Annotated in this window: 17 protein-coding genes; 5 read left to right on the forward strand and 12 right to left on the reverse strand. The window is 60.2% G+C overall.

What is annotated here, in order from left to right:
* Window positions 1-116: 116 nt before the first annotated feature.
* Window positions 117-1,148: a Gfo/Idh/MocA family oxidoreductase gene (locus EDF70_RS15980; protein ID WP_132275355.1), complete on the forward strand. Its 1,032-nt coding sequence runs from the start codon at window positions 117-119 to the stop codon at window positions 1,146-1,148.
* Window positions 1,149-1,172: 24 nt separating this feature from the next.
* Here EDF70_RS15980 and EDF70_RS15985 read toward each other — a convergent pair whose 3' ends face one another.
* From EDF70_RS15985 to EDF70_RS16025, 9 genes are all read right to left on the reverse strand, one after another.
* Entirely contained in the window at window positions 1,173-1,964 is a 792-nt protein-coding gene (locus EDF70_RS15985) for an aldolase (protein WP_132275357.1), read from the reverse strand.
* A 35-nt stretch (window positions 1,965-1,999) separates the two neighbouring features.
* Window positions 2,000-2,917 (reverse strand): LysR family transcriptional regulator, encoded by a 918-nt coding sequence (locus EDF70_RS15990; RefSeq protein ID WP_132275360.1) that lies wholly within the window; start codon window positions 2,915-2,917, stop codon window positions 2,000-2,002.
* Window positions 2,918-3,121: 204 nt separating this feature from the next.
* A complete protein-coding gene (locus EDF70_RS15995) occupies window positions 3,122-3,787 on the reverse strand; it encodes an RraA family protein (protein WP_132275363.1) in 666 nt (221 codons plus the stop codon).
* 11 nt (window positions 3,788-3,798) lie between these two features.
* A complete protein-coding gene (locus EDF70_RS16000) occupies window positions 3,799-4,620 on the reverse strand; it encodes a carbon-nitrogen hydrolase family protein (RefSeq protein ID WP_132275366.1) in 822 nt (273 codons plus the stop codon).
* A gap of 28 nt (window positions 4,621-4,648) precedes the next feature.
* Entirely contained in the window at window positions 4,649-5,383 is a 735-nt protein-coding gene (locus EDF70_RS16005) for an aldolase/citrate lyase family protein (protein WP_132275369.1), read from the reverse strand.
* 26 nt (window positions 5,384-5,409) lie between these two features.
* The gene (locus EDF70_RS16010; protein WP_132275372.1) at window positions 5,410-6,201 is read right to left on the reverse strand and encodes an ABC transporter permease; all 792 of its coding nucleotides are present in this window, start codon (window positions 6,199-6,201) and stop codon (window positions 5,410-5,412) included.
* A gap of 14 nt (window positions 6,202-6,215) precedes the next feature.
* Window positions 6,216-7,106, reverse strand: coding sequence for an ABC transporter permease (locus EDF70_RS16015; RefSeq protein WP_132275375.1), 891 nt, complete (start codon window positions 7,104-7,106; stop codon window positions 6,216-6,218).
* A gap of 3 nt (window positions 7,107-7,109) precedes the next feature.
* A complete protein-coding gene (locus tag EDF70_RS16020) occupies window positions 7,110-8,246 on the reverse strand; it encodes an ABC transporter ATP-binding protein (protein WP_207908263.1) in 1,137 nt (378 codons plus the stop codon).
* A gap of 158 nt (window positions 8,247-8,404) precedes the next feature.
* On the reverse strand, window positions 8,405-9,469 hold the full coding sequence (locus tag EDF70_RS16025; protein ID WP_132275378.1) for an extracellular solute-binding protein: 1,065 nt from the start codon (window positions 9,467-9,469) through the stop codon (window positions 8,405-8,407).
* Between the two features lie 396 nt (window positions 9,470-9,865).
* On the opposite strand from EDF70_RS16025, the gene EDF70_RS16030 reads away from it, so the two are divergent.
* The 4 genes from EDF70_RS16030 (at window position 9,866) to EDF70_RS16045 (ending at window position 14,588) form a co-directional block, all read left to right on the forward strand.
* Window positions 9,866-10,600 carry an SDR family oxidoreductase gene (locus tag EDF70_RS16030; RefSeq protein ID WP_165932045.1) on the forward strand — a complete coding sequence of 245 codons (735 nt, stop codon included), beginning with the start codon at window positions 9,866-9,868 and terminating at the stop codon, window positions 10,598-10,600.
* A gap of 87 nt (window positions 10,601-10,687) precedes the next feature.
* A complete protein-coding gene (locus EDF70_RS16035; RefSeq protein WP_132275381.1) occupies window positions 10,688-12,040 on the forward strand; it encodes an aspartate aminotransferase family protein in 1,353 nt (450 codons plus the stop codon).
* A gap of 125 nt (window positions 12,041-12,165) precedes the next feature.
* Window positions 12,166-13,227, forward strand: a complete 1,062-nt coding sequence (locus EDF70_RS16040) for a phosphotransferase (RefSeq protein WP_132275384.1) — start codon at window positions 12,166-12,168, stop codon at window positions 13,225-13,227.
* Between the two features lie 41 nt (window positions 13,228-13,268).
* Window positions 13,269-14,588, forward strand: a complete 1,320-nt coding sequence (locus tag EDF70_RS16045) for an aminotransferase class III-fold pyridoxal phosphate-dependent enzyme (protein WP_132275913.1) — start codon at window positions 13,269-13,271, stop codon at window positions 14,586-14,588.
* Here the strand turns inward: EDF70_RS16045 and EDF70_RS16050 are convergent.
* From EDF70_RS16050 to EDF70_RS16060, 3 genes are read right to left on the reverse strand one after another with little or no spacing between them, the layout of a single operon-like run.
* Window positions 14,581-15,609, reverse strand: a complete 1,029-nt coding sequence (locus EDF70_RS16050; protein WP_132275386.1) for an HWE histidine kinase domain-containing protein — start codon at window positions 15,607-15,609, stop codon at window positions 14,581-14,583. The two genes, EDF70_RS16045 and EDF70_RS16050, sit on opposite strands and share 8 nt — an antisense overlap.
* Window positions 15,609-16,052, reverse strand: a complete 444-nt coding sequence (locus EDF70_RS16055) for a response regulator (RefSeq protein WP_132275389.1) — start codon at window positions 16,050-16,052, stop codon at window positions 15,609-15,611. Before EDF70_RS16055 ends, EDF70_RS16050 begins: the two co-directional genes overlap by 1 nt.
* The gene (locus EDF70_RS16060) at window positions 16,045-18,234 is read right to left on the reverse strand and encodes an ATP-binding protein (protein WP_132275392.1); all 2,190 of its coding nucleotides are present in this window, start codon (window positions 18,232-18,234) and stop codon (window positions 16,045-16,047) included. Before EDF70_RS16060 ends, EDF70_RS16055 begins: the two co-directional genes overlap by 8 nt.
* Between the last annotated feature and the right edge of the window lie 100 nt (window positions 18,235-18,334).

An 18,334-nucleotide genomic window follows, 5' to 3' on the forward strand; every position in this document is an offset into this window, starting at 1 on the left:
AATTGATCATGTCAACATATCAAAAAGTATCAGATGTATGATGACTTTTCGGTCGCATGGGCACTGCGGCGCCGATAGTGTAGGCACTGACTGAAGCGACAAAGGGGAGGTTGTCTGTGTCCGGTTCCACCAAATTGCGCACCGCCATCATCGGTCTCGGCATGGCTTCGCCGCAGCATGCGCTGAGCCTGCTCGACCTGAAGGACGAGGTTGAGGTCGCCGCCGCATTCAGCCCCAGCGAGGCCCGGCGGGCGGCCTTTGCCGAGCGGTTCGGCCTGCCGGTGGTGGACAATGCCGATGCGATCTTCGAGGATGCCTCGATCGATTACGTCATCATTCTCACGCCACCCAACACGCATCTGGAACTGGTGCAGCGCGCCGCCGCCGCCGGCAAACATGTGCTGCTGGAAAAGCCGCTGGATGTCACATTCGAGCGGTCGCAGCAGATCGTCGCGGTGGCCGACAGGGCCAATGTCAGGCTCGGCGTGGTGTTCCAGCGCCGCTTTCGCCCGACATTTATCGAAACGGCCCGGTTGCTGGCAGAGGGTGCCTTGGGCGATATCATCTCTGTCTCGATGCGCCTCAACAACTGGCGGCCGCAAAGTTATTACGACGAGCCGGGACGCGGCACGATTGCGCGCGATGGCGGCGGCGTGTTGTTGACGCAGGCGATCCACACGATCGACCAGATGATCACGCTGGCCGGCTCGCCGGTGCAGGTCAGCGGCTTTGCCGTGACAAGCCCGGTTCACCGCATGGAAACCGAGGACCTCGTGCATGCCGCCATGCGCTTTGAAAACGGTGCGATCGGCTCACTCAGCGCCACCACCGCGGCCTATCCGGGTTATCCCGACGAGATCGAAATTCTCGGCACGAAAGGTTCGGCGCGGCTGAGCAGCGATAGCGGGGTGATTGCGCTGATGGATGGCCGCAGGATCGCGCTTGATGATGGGGCTGAGGGGGGCGGAACGGGCGATGACCCGATGGCATTCTCGCACAAAAATCATCTGGCGCTGCACAGAGCGTTTATCGACGCACTTCGTCAAAAGCGCCAACCGATGGCCTCGGGAGAGGAGGCGCTGAAAGCCCACCGGCTGATCGACGCCATCCTGCGGGCAGCAGATGAGGGCGTGACAGTCACGCTCTGATCGCCGCCCACGTCCTGCACCATCTCAGTCGGCGAATTCCGGTTCGGTGCGCATCAGCTGGCGGCGGATGCTTTCCATGTGCAGGCGTGCGCTTTCCGGATCGCCCTCGCGCATTTCCAGATAGGTTTTCCGGGCAATCTCCGGTGGCACCGCCTTGAGCTGGCGGCCGGTGGACATGGCGAGCAACTGCACTTCGGCGGCACGTTCCAGATAATAGAGATCATCATAGGCTTCGGCGATGGTCGGCCCAAGCACCATCACGCCGTGGTTTTTCAGGAATACGATATCGGCATCGCCCATGGCGCGGGCAATGCGGAGGCCTTCGTTATCGTCGAGCGCCAGGCCATTGTAGTTCTCGTCGATCGCCGTGCGGCCGTAAAATTTCAGCGCCGTCTGCCCGGCCCAGACCAGCGGTTCTCCCTCCAGCATGGAAAGCGCCGTTGCATAGGGCATATGGGTATGGAAGGCGGCGGTGGCGCGCGGCAGGGTCTTGTGAAGCTGGGCGTGAATGTAGAAGGCTGTCGCCTCCGGCTTACCGCTGCCGGCCACGACATTGCCGTTGAAATCGCAAACCAGAAGCTGCGACGCGGTGATTTCGGCGAATGCCCAACCGTAAGGGTTCACCAGAAACAGGTCGTCATGGCCGGGCAGGAGCGCGGAAAAATGGTTGCAGATGCCTTCCTGCAATCCGAGTTTTGCCGCCATGCGGAAAGAGGCGGCGAGATCGATGCGCGCCTCGCGGATGGCGTTGCTCTCAAGCGAGGCATGACGCAGGACAGAAGGGGCCGCGGAGACGCTTTTCAATTCATGGGCCATGACATTCTCCTTTTGCTTAAAGGGGGGATTTCTTGTCACCGGTGAACGGCGAGTGCGTTGTCGTAGAGGGAACAGAATTCGGCAGAAACATCCGATGCGATCGATGCGATCAGTGGCGCAAGTCGCGACGACGGATTGTCGAGATAGACGGCAAAATAGTCGGTTGCCGGAAAGGGATGGCGAACGTTCAAGACTTTCAGCGTGCCGAGCCGCAACTCGTTCTGAATGACGATCGGCGGCAGAACGGCAATGCCGATGCCGGCCGCGACCATGCTGATCGTCGTTGCCAGCGAGTTGGAATAATGCACCACACCCTGACCCAGCGAATTGGTCGGCAGATATTCGACCATGCGCTTGTAGGCCTGTGTGCCCACCTCATAGGAAATGATCGGGTTCAGCATCAGGTCGGCGCGGGTCATCGCCTCCTCGTCGGAGGGAAAGGCGCTGTTGGCGATCCAGAACATGCCGAGCGTACAGAGATCGACGACCCGGAATTTTTCCACCTGTGGGCCATGAAAACCGAGAATGATGTCGAGTTCGCGCTTTTCCAGCTTGGAAAGGATGGTGAGCGACGCATCGGTGGTGACGGACACACGTACACGCGGAAACCGCTGCCTCAGTGTTTCCATGATGCCGGGAAGGATCGCCAGCGCCATGGAGGGTACGAGGCCGATGCGCACCGTGCCCTCCACCGTTTCAGGGGGCGCGACATCGGCGACAAGGCGATTGTAGCGGGCGATGATATCGCGGGCACCGGAAACGAAGGAGCGGCCCTCGCGCGTCAGGTGCACGTCGCGGGTGTCACGCTCGAAAAGGCGGATGCCGAGTTCCTGCTCGATGGCCGAGATGCGGTTGGAAATGGCGGCAGGAGTGATGTTCATGCGGTCGGCGGTGACACGAAAACTTCGAAGTTCCGCAAGCCAGACCACGGTTTCAAGGAAACGAATATTCATCGCGTGAACGCGCCTCACCGTTTTGTCGACCAATCCTGCGCATTATTCGCGTCCAGATTGTCGTAAGCTGCTGTTTTTCACAGACTATGTTCCCTGCTGCCACGTTACACCGTGAAGATGATATGGCAACGGCGGGTCGGTTGAGTTTGCGTTTCATCGCAAAAATAAGGTCCGGGCTGATGCCCGGACCCTGGGTCGTCAGTGTCAAGCGAGCTTGGCCAGGACCTTGGCGGTCGCGCCGGTCATGTCACCCAGCTTCTGCACCTTGTCACGTACGCTGGCTTCGCGCTTCTTGCCGGTTTCCTGGCGCTTCAGGGCTTCCTCGGAAACGGCCCGCACTTCATCACGCGGGATGACCAGCACGCCGCTTTCGTCGGCAAGGATGGCATCACCCGGCATCACCACGGCACCGCCGCAGCTGACCGGAATGTTGAAACCACCGCCGAGATCGTAAAGCCGTGTGGTGATTGGCGAGAGACCGCGCGACCACATCGGGAAATCCGAATCCTGGATTTCCGTGAGGTCGGTGCAGGGGCCATCGACGATGCCGGCAACCGCGCCGGCAGCTTTTGCCGCAACGGTAACACCGCCGCCCCAGCAGGCGTATTTGTCATCGCCGAGACGGTCGACAACGAGGATGTCGCCGGGGCGCAACTGGCCGGTGGCGTGGTGCAGGAGCGTCGAGTCCGGGCCGGCGATCGCCAGCGTCACGGCGGTGCCGACAACGCGGCGGCCGGGAAGCAGCGGCTGGATCTGCCTGTCCATGAAACCGAACAGGCGCCAATGGCCGACGGTTGCCGTTTCGACACCGGAGAGAAGATCTAGATCTTCCTGCGGGATCTGCTCGGGCATGTCCTTGATGACGTACATGATAAAGCTCCTTATGCGCAGGCGATGCGACGATGCTGCGTCATCGGGATGAGGTTGCGCACGCGCTTGATCTCCTTGGCGTCGATGCGGGCGGTGACATAACCGACCGGATCGGAAGCGCGGGCGATCGTGTGGCCCCACGGGTCGCAGACCAGCGAGTGGCCGTAGCAGGCGCGCTTTTCACCGTTGACGGTGACGCTGCCGGTCTGGCCGCATGCGACGAAATAGGTCTGGGTCTCGATGGCGCGGGCGCGGGCCAGCACTTCCCAATGGTCCTTGCCGGTCTGCAGCGTGAAGGCGGCAGGCAGGACGATGATGTCGCAACCGGCCTTTTCGAGCTGCAGGAACAGTTCGAAGAAACGAATGTCGTAGCAGATGGCGCAACCGACCTTCATGCCGTCGATCTCATAGGTGACGATGTCCTCACCCGGCTTGACGGTGGCGGATTCCTTGTAGGCCGTGCCATCCGGGGCAACGATGTCGAACATGTGGATCTTGCGATAGGCGGCAACTTCCTTGCCTTCGCGGTCGAACACGAAGGAGGTGTTGTAGATGCGGTTTTCGCCCTCGACCTTTTCCATGATCGTGCCGGCATGGACAAACACCTTGTTCTCGCGGGCAAAATCCTGCGCCATCGTGTAGGCGGCGCCGCCGGCGGGTTCGGCCAGCGCCAGCTTTTCTTCGGTCGTCGTGCCGTAGACTTCAAAGTATTCCGGCAGGACGATCAGGTCCGGCTGATCGGTCTTCAGGGCTTCCGCCATCAGATCACGGGTGATCTTCAGGTTGGCGTCGCGGTCTTTCTGCGGGTTGGTCTGGATCAGGCTGATTTTCATGGGTAATCCCTCCAAATTGCGATGTCGCTCAGGCGACGATCTTTTCCTGCTTGAGTGCGTTGATGGTGGACATGATGCCGGCGCGCAGCGCCATGTTCTGGGTGGCGACGACCAGCATTTCGGCGCCTTCCTCCAGTGCGAATGTGCGCTCGGCCGGTGTCCAGGCCGGCATGATCCACTTCTTGCCGGCGTCACGGGCGGCCTTGGCGATGCGGGAAAGGTCGCGACGGTCTTCATCGTTGAAGGCGTAGGCGCCGCGGCCGCAGGCGAGCGCCAGATCGGATGGGCCGGGGAACAGACCATCGACCGTGTCGAGTGCGATGATCTTTTCGACATCGGCCAGGCTCTCGGCCGTCTCGATCATCGCGTAGCACTTGGTGCGCTTGTTTTCCTTTTCAAAGGCATCGGAGGACGGGCGGGAATAACCGAACACGCGACCACCTGCATAGGAGCGGATGCCGAGCAGCGGATATTTGGCCGCTTTCGTCACTTCGCGGGCGTGATCGACACCGAGAATGTGTGGCAGGATGACGCCGTCAGCCCCGAAGTCGAGAGCCTGCTGGATGGCTTCGGTGGTCGGCGCGATCACCTTGGTCAGGGCCGGGATGCCGAGCGACTTGGAAAAGGCCAGGAACTGGTCGAGCGTGGCGAGATCGAACGTGCCGTGCTCAAGCTCGATGACGAGCTGGCTGACGCCGCAGGTCTTGGCGATTTCCAGAAAGCCGAAATGCGGCTGCGACATCCAGAGCGCGATATTGTCCATTTCAGTAGTCTCCATTGCAATTTCAGTCACTTGCCGATGGTCTTCGAGAGGCCAAGCGTGCGTTCGATGAGAAAGATGATGAGAAGGGTGGCGACGACGAGGACGACGGATACGGCAGCCGTCATCGGGTCGGTCTGGCTTTCGACGTAGTCGAAGATTTCCACCGGCAGGGTGCGCAGGCGAGGGCCCGTGATGAACAGCGAGATCACCACTTCGTCGAAGGACAGAAGGAAGGAGAGGGCAGCGCTGGCGATGAAGCCCGGCATCATCAGCGGCAGGGTGATGCGGCGGACCACCGTGAAGGGTGACGCGCCGAGCATGGTGGCTGCATCCTCCACCGATGGCGGTATCGTGGAAAATGCCGTCAGCATGATGCGGATCACGTAAGGAGTGGTGATGATCAGATGGGCGATGATCAGACCCGTATAAGTGCCGAGCAGCCGTGCCTGGACGAAGACCAGAAGAATGGCGAGGCCGAGCACGATCGACGGCAGAAGGAGAGGCGCCGTGAACAGGTTAAGCAGGAATTCGCGACCGATGAATTTGCGGCGGCGGATGGCGAAGGCGGCGGGCACACCGGCAGCAAGGCCCAGCACCGTCACCGTGATGGCGATGACGAAACTGATCCACAGCGCCTGGGCAAAACCGGCATGCGAGAACATCGCGGCATACCAGCGAAGGCCCCAGCTTTCCGGCGGGAAGGTGATGTAGCTGTCATTGCTGAAGGACAAGGGCAGCACGATCAGGATGGGGGCGAGCAGGAAGAGATAGATGCAGGCGACGAGGAGCCTGAACGGAATGGTCAATTGGCCGATCATGTCAGGGTTCCTCCTTAATCGAAGCGCTTGACGACGCGGGAATAGACCGCGAGCGCAAGGCCGAAGATGATGAGCACGATGACGGAGATTGCCGCGGCCGTCGGCCATTCCAGCTGGATGACGGCCTGGTCGTAGATCTCGGTCGCCAGCAGGAACACGCGTCCGCCGCCCAGAAGCTTGGGAGTGATGAACGAGCTGATGGAGAGCACGAAGCAGAGCAGGCAACCGAGTGCGATGCCGGGTGCCGTCAGCGGCAGGATCACGCGGCGAAACCGCGTCCAGCGGTTGGCGCCGAGCGATGCGGCGGCTTCCTCGTAAACGTTTTCGAGACGACCAAAACCGGCGATCAGCGAAAGCGCCATATAAGGGATCAGCACTTCCACCATGCCGATGAAGACACCGAGCGTGTTGTTGGTGAGGCGCAGCGGGCTGTCGATAATGCCGGACGACATCAGGATGCCGTTGACCACGCCCTGATCACCGAGGATGACCATCCAGCCATAGGTGCGCACGACGCTGCTGACGAGAAGCGGCGATACGGTGATGACGAACAGCATGTTGCGCCATTTCGGCGAGACCCGGTGCAGGAAAAGCGCGATCGGATAAGCGCAGCACAGCGTGATCAGCGTGACGCCAAAGCCCAGGGTCAGCGAGTTGGCGACCAGTTCGAAACTGAAACTGTCAGTGAAGAAGCTGACATAGTTTTCCAGCGTGTAATTGTTGGTCAGCACGCCGCCGCTGCGGCTTTCGATAAAGGAAATCATGCCCAGCCGGACGACCGGCAGGACGAAGGCGATGAAATTGATGATCGCCATCGGCAGAAGCAGCGCAATCAGCAGAAAGGGAAACTTTCGGCGAGTTTGAGGCGCATCGGCAAGAGGGACGGATGAGGTGATCGCTGCCATGGTTCAGCTCCCTGAACCTTGGGCGAAAACCTGCATGTCCTGCGGCTTCCACTCACAGAGAAGCTTTTCACCGCTCTGGAAACTGTGGCCGGCGCTGGCGGTGTGCACTTCGGTGGTGAGCGTATTGCCGCCGATATCGATGTCGTATTGCACGACGTCGCCGATATAGGTGACGCGTGTGACTTTCCCGTGAGCAGCATTGGTGGCCATGCTGACGAGGCTGCGGTCGCGGCTCGGCGTCAGGCTGATACGGTGCGGGCGGATGGCGGCTTTCGCCTTGCCTGATGTCAGGCCGCGGGTGTCGCAGGGGTAAACGGAAGCACCGATGCGTACACGGTCAAGTGCTTCGATCTCGCAACCGAGAACATTGGTGCGACCGACGAAGTCGGCGACGAACAGGTCGGCCGGGCGCTCATAGATGTCTTCCGGCGTGCCGAGCTGGGCAAGCTTGCCCTTGTGCATGACGCCGACGAGGTCGCACATGGTCAGCGCTTCCACCTGATCGTGGGTGACGAACACGGTGGTGATCTGCAGGCGCTGCTGGATTTCGCGGATTTCAATGCGCATGTCGTCGCGCAGTTTTGCGTCGAGGTTGGACAGCGGTTCGTCGAGAAGTAGAAGACGAGGACGGATGACGAGAGCGCGGGCAAGCGCCACGCGCTGCTGCTGGCCGCCGGACATTTCCTTGGGCTTGCGCTCGCCGTAACCGGGCAGCCGCACCATTTCGAGCGCTTCTTCCACGCGGTCGCGGGCTTCCACGCGGTTGACGCCGCGCATTTCCAGACCGAAGGCCACGTTCTGCGCCACCGTCATATGCGGGAACAGCGCGTAGTTCTGGAACACGAGGCCGATATCGCGCTTGTGCGGCGGCTTGTGGGAAATGTCGTCACCATCGATGGTGATCTTGCCCTTGGTGATATCCAGAAGGCCGGCGATCATGCGCAGCGTCGTGGTTTTGCCGCAGCCGGAGGGACCAAGCAAACCAAGCAGCTTTCCCTTCGGTACATCGATGTCGAGATCGTCAACAGCCATGTAATCGGCGCCGTAGCGCTTGGTTATGCCTTTCAGCTTGAGAAAGGCCTGATCGCCGGGATTGGTTTCGGCGGCCAGAGGTTCCTGGCGCAGTTCCTGAGTTTGCATGTCGTCACCATGTGCGGATTTGAGGTCGTCGAGGGCAACGGGAGCAAAGCCCCGTCACGATGGCGTGCGTGCTCGATCACGCGCGCTGGGCGCGTGCCGCTGGGTATTTTTCTGGAAAGGGACGGAGCCCGGGCCTTTTCAGGCCCGGAACGTCGTGCTTAGCGTCCGGCCGGGATAATCTTGCGGCGCCAGGGCTGCAGGATGTCTTCGCGCATGGCGCCGATCGTCATCCAGTCGACGGGGATCAGCTTTTCGCGCTGAACCGGGTCCATCATCGGAATGCGCTTGGCGGTGGCTTCATCCACGACCGCCTTGGTGTTGACCGGGGCATAGAACATCGCCTTGGCAAAGGCTGCCTGTGCTTCCGGGCTGATCGCATAATTGATGAAGGTCTGGGTTGCCTCCGCCTCGGACGCCTTTTCGATGGCGCTGATGACGTTGATCTGCGAAGCGGTCCCTTCCGTCGGGCCGACCGAGCTCATGCGGCCTTCCGTCTGGTCGAAATAGAACTGCGAACGGGCGTTCCAGCCGATCGAAACCGTGGCCGTGCCGTTGGCAACCAGTGTATAGGCGTCTGGCTTCGGTTCCCAAGTCTGCACGCGCGGTGCCACTTCCACCAGCTTTTCGACGCCCGGATCAATGGTCTTCTTATAATCGTTTTCGCCGGCCATGCGGTTGGCGATGATCGTCAGAAGAATGGCCTGGATGTCACCGCCGCCCTGCGCCGGCAAAACGACCTTGCCGTCCTGCTTCTTGTCCCACAGCGCTTCCCAGCTGGTCGGCGCCGTCGGGAATGCCTTGGCGTTATAGATCAGCGACAGCGTGTCGTAGGTCAGCGGGATGGCGGCGCCACCGAGATCCTTGCCGATCTCGGAAACATCGGCGTAGTTCGACAGCTTGGATGTGTCGAGATCGGCGACAAGGCCTTCTTCCTTGGCGATCTTGGCGACCGAAAGGTCATAGATGACCGCGTTGACCTGCGGTGCGTCACGCTGGGCGCGCATGTTGCCGAGCGAATTTGCAGCGTTCTGAACGCCGTAATAGGTCACCTTGATGTCGGGATGGGCCTTCATGAAGGGCTGGATGACAGCCTTCGTGTAGTTTTCCTCGAACGGACCGCGATACCCCATGACGGTGATATCGGCGGCGTTCGCGTAAGCTCCCGACAGCATTGTCGCTGCGAAAAGCGTTGCAGAAAGGACTCGTGTGGAAATGCGTTTCATATCGGTATTCCCCTTTCGCCTTTTTGGCCTTGCTTGTTGTTAGGTGAACGATATGCAGCGTGCCGGTAGGGGTCCAACGACTAAAATCTACCGAGTGTTTAGAAATTCTTTCTGATAAAAATAATGTCTGCAGCGGCAATAAATCGCCATGCAAATCGATTTTGGAATAAAATTTTTCCATAAACATGCTCTTCCGGCATCGTATCTGCATCATTTTTCCTAAAGTCAGGCTGTGGTCATCCTTTGCTGAATACTCCTATAGGTAATCATCTATGCACTTATAGTGTCCATGGGTTGTTGCCCTTCGCAGTCGCGGCAAGAAATACCTTGAGAAGGAAAGTACGCACGATAGCATGAGGCATCGCAGTTCGACTGCACGCATTTGCGGAGTGCTTCATGACCACCAAATACATGCTTCTCACCGGCGCCAGCCGTGGCATTGGCCATGCCACGGTCAAGCTTTTCCAGGAACATGGGTGGCGGATTTTGACGGTTTCGCGGCAGCCTTTTTCAGAGGAATGCCGCTGGCCCTCCGCACGTGAAAGCCATATTCAGGCTGATCTCGAAGATATCGACAGCATTGATGCACTGGCCGCAACGGTGCGCGAGCGTCTGCCGGATGGCAAGCTTGCAGCGCTGGTCAACAATGCCGGCATTTCTCCTAAAGGTCCTGGTGGTTCCCGTCTCGGTGTTGCCGATACCGATGCCGCCACATGGATGCGGGTGCTGAACGTCAACCTGATCTCGACTGCCCTTCTGGCGCGCGCCCTGTTGCCGGAGCTGAAGGCGGCCCAAGGTTCGATCGTCAACGTCACCTCCATTGTCGGCTCGCGTGTGCATCCGTTTGCAGGTGTGGCCTATGCGGCATCGAAGGCGGGGCTTGCCGCGCTGACCCGCGAACTCGCCCATGAATATGGTCCGATGGGCATCCGCGCCAACGCCATCGCACCCGGCGAGATCGATACCGCCATCCTGTCTCCTGGCACGGCGGATCTCGTCAGTGCGCAGGTGCCGATGAACCGGCTGGGTACGACGCGCGAAGTGGCAGAGACGATCTACTTCCTCTGCAACGAAACGTCGTCCTATATCAACGGCGCGGAAATCCATATCAATGGTGGCCAGCACGTCTGATGGACTGGGCATCGGGCCGGCGCTAAAAATTGGGAAATCAACCTCGAAATTCGGGGTTGCAATAACAAGGGAACGAAGGAGCAGCATATGACCATCCAGCCGAACTCGGCGGAAGCCCGCGACATGGCCTACCAGATGCACCCGATGGTGAATCTCCGGAAATATGAAAAGACCGGCGGTCTGGTGATCGAAAGCGGCGACGGCATCTACGTCACCGATAATACCGGCAAGCGTTATATCGAGGGACTGGCCGGCCTTTGGTCGGTGGCGCTCGGTTTTGGCGAGAAGCGTCTTTCGGATGTGGCCAAGGCGCAGATGGACAAGCTGCCCTATTATCACAGTTTCGCCTACAAGAGCAGCGGCCCGTCGATCGATCTCGCCGAGATGCTGGTCAAGATGGCACCTGTTCCGATGTCTAAGGTGCATTTCACCTCGTCCGGTTCCGAAGCCAACGATCTTGCCTGCAAAATGGTCTGGTACCGCTCCAATGCGCTGGGCAAAAAGGACAAGAAGAAGATCATCGGCCGCATCAAGGGCTATCATGGTGTGACCATCGCGTCCGGCTCGATCACCGGCCTGCCGCGCAACCACGAGAGTTTTGATCTTCCGCTGGACCGGATGGTGCATACGTCCTGCCCGTCCTACACGCATTTTGGTCTTGAAGGCGAAAGCGAAGCCGATTTCACGACGCGCATGCTGAAGGACCTCGAAGACCTGATCCTCAAGGAAGGACCGGAAACGGTTGCCGCCTTTTGGGGCGAGCCGGTGATGGGTGCCGGCGGCGTGCTGGTGCCGCCTGCCGGTTATTGGGCGGGTGTCCAGAAGATTCTCAGGAAATACGACATCCTGCTGGTTGCCGACGAAGTCATCTGCGGCTTCGGCCGCACCGGTAAAATGTTCGCTTGCGAGACCTATGGCATCGAGCCCGACGTGCTGGTTCTCTCCAAGCAGATTTCGTCGTCCTACATGCCGCTCTCGGCAATCCTGATGAACGACAATTTCTATCAGCCTATCGCCGATGAGAGCGACCGTATCGGCGTGTTCGGTCACGGCTTTACCGCCTCCGGTCATCCGGTGGCGACCGCCGTCGGGCTGGAAAACCTGAAGATCATTCAGGAGCGCGATCTGGTGGGCAATGCGGCCCGGCTGGAGGAAAAATTCCTCGGCGGTCTGGCGGAACTTGCAAAACATCCGCTTGCCCAATCATCGCGCGGTGTCGGCCTGCTCGGCGCGCTGGAAATCAAGCCATGGGCGGATGCCAATCCCGGTGATGCCGCTGCCGCGATCAATGCCGTCCTGCAGGACGAGGGCGTCATCGTCCGCAATATCGGCGAGGCGATCTGCTTCTGCCCGCCGCTGATCATCACCGCCGAACAGATCGACGATATGTTTGCGGCGCTGAAGCGGGCACTCGACATCGTGCAGCAGGCCCGAGCCTGACAGGAACCGATGCGGGAAGACGTCTGACGTTTTCCCGCTCAGGCCCGGCGCTTTCTCCTGTGGGTATCGCCACGGGAGATCGCATGGCCGTGCCGGCGTAACAGCGAAAACGGAATATTGCCGTCATGACAAAGACTGCTGCATCAAGAGTCCTCGGTGCCGAACTGGAAACCGGCGCGGTCGCCGTGCCGCCGGATCAGGCAGAGATGATCGCCCGCGAACATTATGGTCTCGTCGGCCGGGCCGAATGGCTGTGGGGCGAAAAGGACAGCAATTATCGGCTCACACTCGAGGATGGCACGGCCTATCTGCTGAAGATCCTCAACCCGGCCGAGGATCCACAAGTCACGGCCATGCACAGTCAGGCATTGCTGCATGTGGAAGCCAGAGACCCCGGCATTCCGGTCCAGCGCATTATCAAAACACGGGAAGGCGCGGCTGACTTTCGTTTCGTAGCCGATGACGGCGGCGAACGTGGTGTGCGCATGGTGACCTTTGTGCCCGGCATGGCGCAACGCACGTCACCGCATTCGACGTTGCAGCGCCAAAAAATAGGCGCGCTGCTCGGGCGCATGCAAAAGGCCTTGAAAAGCTTTGTCCACGAGGCAGCATCCCACCGCATCACCTGGGACATGAAACATGCAATGGGCATGCGCGACCTCATGCCGGCCTTCACCGACATCAGCCAGCGGACACGGCTGGAAAAGGTGATCGACGATTTCGAGAGGGAGATCGTACCGGTGATGGCGTCGCTGCCATCGCAGGTGATCCATAACGACTTCAACATGGAAAACATTCTGGTCGATCCCGACAGGCCCGACGAGATTACCGGCATCATCGATTTCGGCGATATGGTGCATGCGCCTGTTCTTTTCGATGTCGGCGTGGCGGCCGCCTATCAGATCGGGTCCGAACCCGATCCGGTGGAAGCCATGTGTGATCTGATCAGGGGCTATCGTAGCGAATGCACCCTCTCCGATACGGAAATCGACCTCGTCTATACGGCCGCCGTCATGCGGCTGGTGATGCGGCTTGCCATCCCGCAATGGCGGGCAAAACTGTTTCCGGAGGATGCCGAACGTCTGACGATCCGAAGCGCCAGTGTCTGGGAACAGCTGGCGCGGCTTGACGCTATCCCGAAGCACAAGGCAATCGAACGCCTGCGCGCCGCCAATCGACAAGGATGAAGACCATGAACAAGCCCGTTTCCGGCAAGCCGACCGCAACCATGGTCAACGGTTTCGATGCCGCCCGGCTCGGCAGCCTGCCGGAGCGCGAGCGAAAGCTGATAGAGCGGCGGCAGGCGCTGCTCGGTCCGTCCTATCGGCTGTTTTACGAAACGCCGGTGCATGTCACGCGGGCTGAAGGCGTGTGGCTGTATGGACCGGATGGCGAGGCCTATCTCGATGCCTATAACAACGTGCCCTCGGTCGGCCATTGCCATCCGCATGTCACGCAGGCAATCGCCCGGCAGGCGGCCGAACTCAACACCCATACCCGCTATCTCGGCGAACAGATCCTCGATTACTCCGAACGCTTGCTGGCGACGTTTCCGGCCGAACTCGACCGCGTCATGTATACCTGCACCGGCAGCGAGGCGGTGGATCTCGCCTTGCGGCTGGCGCGCTATTACACCGGCGGCACTGGCCTCATCATCACCGAAAACGCTTATCACGGGGTAACCGCCTCGGCTGCGGAAATCTCGCCGTCGCTCGGGCCAAATATGCCGCTCGGCCAGCATGTGCTGACGGTTCCGGCACCCGATACCTATCGCGCCGAAGGCCGTGATGTCGGGCAGGCACTGGCGGAAGATGTGGCGAAGGCGATTGCCCATATGCGTCGGCGCGGCATCGTTCCCGCCGCCTTCATCGCCGATGGCATCTTTTCCACCGATGGCATTTTTGCCGATCCTGCCGGTTTGCTGAAACCCGTTGCCGATCTGCTGAAAGGCGAAGGCGTTCTCTACATTGCCGATGAAGTGCAGCCCGGTTTCGGACGTCTGGGATCGCATATGTGGGGTTTCATGCGCCATGGCGTCGTGCCCGATATCGTCGTCATGGGCAAGCCGATGGGCAACGGCATGCCGATCGCCGCCGCCGTGATGAAATCGGAGATACAGGAAAAATTCGGACAGGATATCCGCTACTTCAACACGTTCGGCGCCAACAACGTCTCGATTGCTGCAGCTTCCGCGGTGCTGGATGTGATCGAGGGTGAAGGTCTGATGCAGAACGCGCAGGTGACCGGTGATTACATGCTGGCCGGCATGCGCCGTCTGCAGGATCGGTTCGAACAGATCGGCGATATCAGGGGCGCCGGTCTGTTCCTCGGGCTGGAATTCGTGAAGGACCGGCAAAGCCGTGAGCCGGATGGCGCACTGTCTCTCAAGGTGGTCAACGCCTTGCGGGATCGGCGTGTGCTGATCAGCGCATCCGGCAGCGGGGGCAACGTGCTGAAAATCCGGCCACCGCTTCCCTTTATACAAGACAATGCCGATGTGTTTCTCGGCGCACTCGAGGAAGTGCTGTCCGAGATCGGCTCTAGCTGATGATGTTCTCGTCGCCCTGCGACAGCGGAAACCGTATGTCGCAGATCAGGCCTGTTGTGGCATAATCCAGCGTGGTTTCGCCGCGCAATTCGTAGCGGATGCTGCGCTGGATCAACGTCGTGCCAAAACCGTCTTCCTGTGGCGGCTCCACGGCCGGGCCGTCGATCTCGCGCCAATGCAGGGCAAGCCACGGCTCGCCATCGATCTCCTCGCGCGACCATTCAATGCCGACACGGCCGTCTGCATTGGAAAGCGCGCCGTATTTGATCGCGTTGGTCATCAACTCGTTGAAGGCAAGGCTCAGCGCCAGCGCGGCCTTGGGGTCGAGATGAATGACCGGGCCGGCAACGATCTCAAAACGGTTGCCCTGTTCATGCGGCGTGATCGTCCGTTCCAGCACCTGCAGCAGTTCGGCATCGGTCCAGTTGCTTTCAAACAGCAAGGCATGTGCATCCGCCATCGCGCGCAGGCGACCGCTGAGGTTCTCGACGTAACTTTCCACCGTGCCGCTGTTGCGGGCCGTTCGTCGCACGATCGACATCACCATCGCCATGGTGTTTTTCACCCGGTGGCTCAGCTCACGGACCAGCAGCTCTTTCTGGTGCTCGGCGCGGCGGCGCTCGGTGCGTTCGCGTGCCTCGGCCAGTGCCCGTTCGACCGCGGCCGGCAGGCGGATCAGCCGCTGCTTCAGCACATAATCGGTCGCGCCGCGGCGGAAAGATTCGATCGCCACTTCCTCGCCCAGCACGCCGGACACGAAGATGAACGGCACATCCGGCACCTGCGCGGCGGCCAGTTCCAGTGCCGACATGCCGTCGAAATCCGGCAGCGAAAAATCAGACAGGATCACGTCGAAGTCACGCTCGCCCAAGGCCTTCACATAGGCCGCACGCGAAGCCGCCCGGCGGATTTCCGGCACCGGCGAGATCTTCTCCAGATATTCGGCGATCAGTTCGGCGTCGAGCGGGCTATCCTCGAGCAGAAGAATACGTGGGCGCGCGGGGGCATGTTCAAGGGGCATTATCTGGATCCCGGTGGCGGTTCGTTGAGGATGGCCCAGAAGACGCCGAGGTCCTGGATCGCCTTGAAAAATTCGTTGAACTCGACCGGCTTCACCACGAAGGCGTTGACGCCGAGTTCGTAGGAGCGAACGAGATCCTGCTCCTCTCGCGAAGACGTCAGCATCACCACCGGAATGTGGCGCAGCTTCTGGTCCTTCTTGATCTTTTCAAGCACTTCCAGCCCGTCGATCTTGGGCAGTTTCAGGTCCAGCAGCACCACGGTCGGGTTGCCACCGTCCTTACCGGCATGGGGACCCTGGCCAAGCAGGTAATCCATCGCCTCGGCACCATCACGGGCAATGACGATCTCGTTGGCCAGCTGGCATTTTTCCAGCGCCGCAAGCGTCAGTTCAAGGTCGCGCGGGTTGTCTTCGACAAGCAATATCGGGCGCAGTTCAGGCAAGGATCTTTCCTTTCCCCTCTTTCGGTAAAACAAATAGGAAGGTGGCACCTTTATCGACTTCACCCTCACCACGAATGGTGCCGAAGTGTCGTTCGATGATTCGACGTACAAGGGCAAGGCCGATGCCCGTACCCTCGAAATCCTCCACCCGCTGCAGCCGCTGGAACACGCCGAACAGCTTGTCCACATAGGCCATGTCGAAACCGACGCCGTTGTCGGTCAGGGTGTAGGTCGTGCGGTCGTCTGCACTGCTGCCGGTGACGGAAATCTTTGCAGGCTGACGTGGGCGGGAATATTTGACGGCGTTTTCAACGAGGTTGAACCAGACCTGCCGCAGCAGCGTCGCATCGCCCCAGGCGGGCGGCAACACGCCGATCGACCATTCGATATCGCGGTCCTGATTGGTCAGCATGACGCTTCGCACCACTTCGGCGACCAGCTTGTTCATGTCCACCGTCTTGTGCGCAATCGCGGCACGGCCGAGCTGTGAAAAATTCAGGAGGTCATCGACCAGCCGGCCGGCCGCAAGCGCCGCATCGGAGATCGTTTCCAGATAGTGTTTCGACTTGGCATCCAGCGTGTTTTCCCGCTCGCGCAGCAACTGGGCAAAACCGACGATATGGCGAAACGGCGCACGCAGATCGTGCGAGACGGAATAGGAAAACGCCTCCAGCTCCTTGTTGGAACGCTGCAACTCGCTGCTCAGCTGTGCCAGTTCCTCGGCCTTGCGCAGCACGATGCCGACGATTGCGGCGCGCAGGTCGCGGGCGGCGGTGATTTCGGCATCGACCCATGCGACAGAATGCAGGCGCACCTGCTCGCTCCAGCGCTCGAAGGAAACGCGCGGATGAATGCGGCCCTGCTCGTGCACCACCTTGTGCGGATTGCCGCCCCATTCGACGGTGCTGAGCACTTCCGGACGGAACCAGATCAGCCAGCTTTCATGCAGTTCGGAAATGCGGATGGCGATGATGCCGCTGGCCACCGTGGCAAAATCCGTCGCCTCTGGCATTTCCGCCGGCAGCGTGTCGGTGGAATAGAGTTCGGTTTCGGCGCGATCCGCCAGCCAGTCGATGATCTGGCGGACCTCGTCCTCTGCAGGCGTCTCTCCGACGCTGTGGTAATCGCCGCCGCTGATGATGGCGGCCCCGGAGGCAGAAACCTGCGCCAGCAGGTCTTCCGGGTTGGAAATCAAACCATCCAGCCAATAGTGGCTTGCACTCATGGTACCCAGCAACCGGCCCTGAATGCGTGCAAGCGTCACGCTGTGGGCAGCGCTGCCGGCATGTTCCTGCGCGGCAATGCGCATGGCCAGCGTCTGGACAATGAAATCGCAGGCCTCGCGGGTGACGACAGACACGTTGTGCGGCTCATGACTGTGGCAGGCGATCAGGCCCCATAACTGGCCATCGACCATGATCGAGACCGACATCGAGGCCGATGTCCCCATGTTGCGCATGTATTCGAGATGGATCGGCGAAACGCTGCGCAGTTGCGCCGAACTCATGTCGAGCGGCGCACTTGTCTGCGGATTGACGGCTGGCTCCACCGCCACCGGGTTATAGTCCACATCCGGGATCATGCGGACGTGGTTGGAGGCGTATAACGCGCGCGCCTGCGCCGGAATGTCGCCGGCCGGAAAACGCAGGTCCATGTAGGACGGCAGACGCCCATTGCCGGCTTCCGCCACCACATGGCCGTTCCAGTCCCTGTCGAAACGATAGGCCAGCACCCGATCGAACCCGGTCAGTTTCTCGATCAGCCGGACGGTGGTTGAGAGCGCACCGGACAAGTCCTGCTGGCCGGCCAGTTGCTGGGCAAAACCGCGAAAGCGTAGGAAAACATGGTCGGCGAGACCGTCCGGCAGCTTTTCCACCTCGACAATGATCATGTCGCCGGAGCGATGAAAATCGAGGCTGAGATTGTCGGTCTGGATCTGCAGCCGCGGTTCTTCCGAGGCATGCCAGGCAAGAATGTCAGCGCGATGCGTGCTGATCACGCCACCGATTGTCTTGCCGGCTTCAATCGGATGGTCGAGAAAATCAGCAACATTGACGCTCGCCTGCAGCACGAGCATGTCGGACGCGCGCAGCACGATCATCGCACCGTGCGGCTGTATCGCTCCGGGGATGTGTATCGGTTCCTGCGCACAGGTCTCAAGATCAAGATCCGGCAGGTTCACACTGGTACTCCGAAGTTGGCGAAAGTTTCGCTTTGACCGGCCGCTTGATAATCATCAATTTTCCGGCGTCGTCAGGCCAACATAGGCAGGACGCGCTTGA

It is taken from the genome of Neorhizobium sp. JUb45 (genome assembly GCF_004343585.1).
Taxonomy (GTDB): Bacteria; Pseudomonadota; Alphaproteobacteria; order Rhizobiales; family Rhizobiaceae; genus Neorhizobium.

What these genes read in the sequence shown, in the direction of transcription:
- EDF70_RS16025 (WP_132275378.1), bottom strand. Translation starts at nt 9,469, where the DNA reads ATGAAACGCATTTCCACACGAGTCCTTTCTGCAACGCTTTTCGCAGCG.
- EDF70_RS16045 (WP_132275913.1), top strand. Translation starts at nt 13,269, where the DNA reads ATGGTCAACGGTTTCGATGCCGCCCGGCTCGGCAGCCTGCCGGAGCGC.
- EDF70_RS16035 (WP_132275381.1), top strand. Translation starts at nt 10,688, where the DNA reads ATGACCATCCAGCCGAACTCGGCGGAAGCCCGCGACATGGCCTACCAG.
- EDF70_RS15990 (WP_132275360.1), bottom strand. Translation starts at nt 2,917, where the DNA reads ATGAATATTCGTTTCCTTGAAACCGTGGTCTGGCTTGCGGAACTTCGA.
- EDF70_RS16020 (WP_207908263.1), bottom strand. Translation starts at nt 8,246, where the DNA reads ATGCAAACTCAGGAACTGCGCCAGGAACCTCTGGCCGCCGAAACCAAT.
- EDF70_RS16010 (WP_132275372.1), bottom strand. Translation starts at nt 6,201, where the DNA reads ATGATCGGCCAATTGACCATTCCGTTCAGGCTCCTCGTCGCCTGCATC.
- EDF70_RS16030 (WP_165932045.1), top strand. Translation starts at nt 9,866, where the DNA reads ATGACCACCAAATACATGCTTCTCACCGGCGCCAGCCGTGGCATTGGC.
- EDF70_RS16040 (WP_132275384.1), top strand. Translation starts at nt 12,166, where the DNA reads ATGACAAAGACTGCTGCATCAAGAGTCCTCGGTGCCGAACTGGAAACC.
- EDF70_RS15985 (WP_132275357.1), bottom strand. Translation starts at nt 1,964, where the DNA reads ATGGCCCATGAATTGAAAAGCGTCTCCGCGGCCCCTTCTGTCCTGCGT.
- EDF70_RS16000 (WP_132275366.1), bottom strand. Translation starts at nt 4,620, where the DNA reads ATGAAAATCAGCCTGATCCAGACCAACCCGCAGAAAGACCGCGACGCC.
- EDF70_RS16050 (WP_132275386.1), bottom strand. Translation starts at nt 15,609, where the DNA reads ATGCCCCTTGAACATGCCCCCGCGCGCCCACGTATTCTTCTGCTCGAG.
- EDF70_RS16005 (WP_132275369.1), bottom strand. Translation starts at nt 5,383, where the DNA reads ATGGACAATATCGCGCTCTGGATGTCGCAGCCGCATTTCGGCTTTCTG.
- EDF70_RS16015 (WP_132275375.1), bottom strand. Translation starts at nt 7,106, where the DNA reads ATGGCAGCGATCACCTCATCCGTCCCTCTTGCCGATGCGCCTCAAACT.
- EDF70_RS15995 (WP_132275363.1), bottom strand. Translation starts at nt 3,787, where the DNA reads ATGTACGTCATCAAGGACATGCCCGAGCAGATCCCGCAGGAAGATCTA.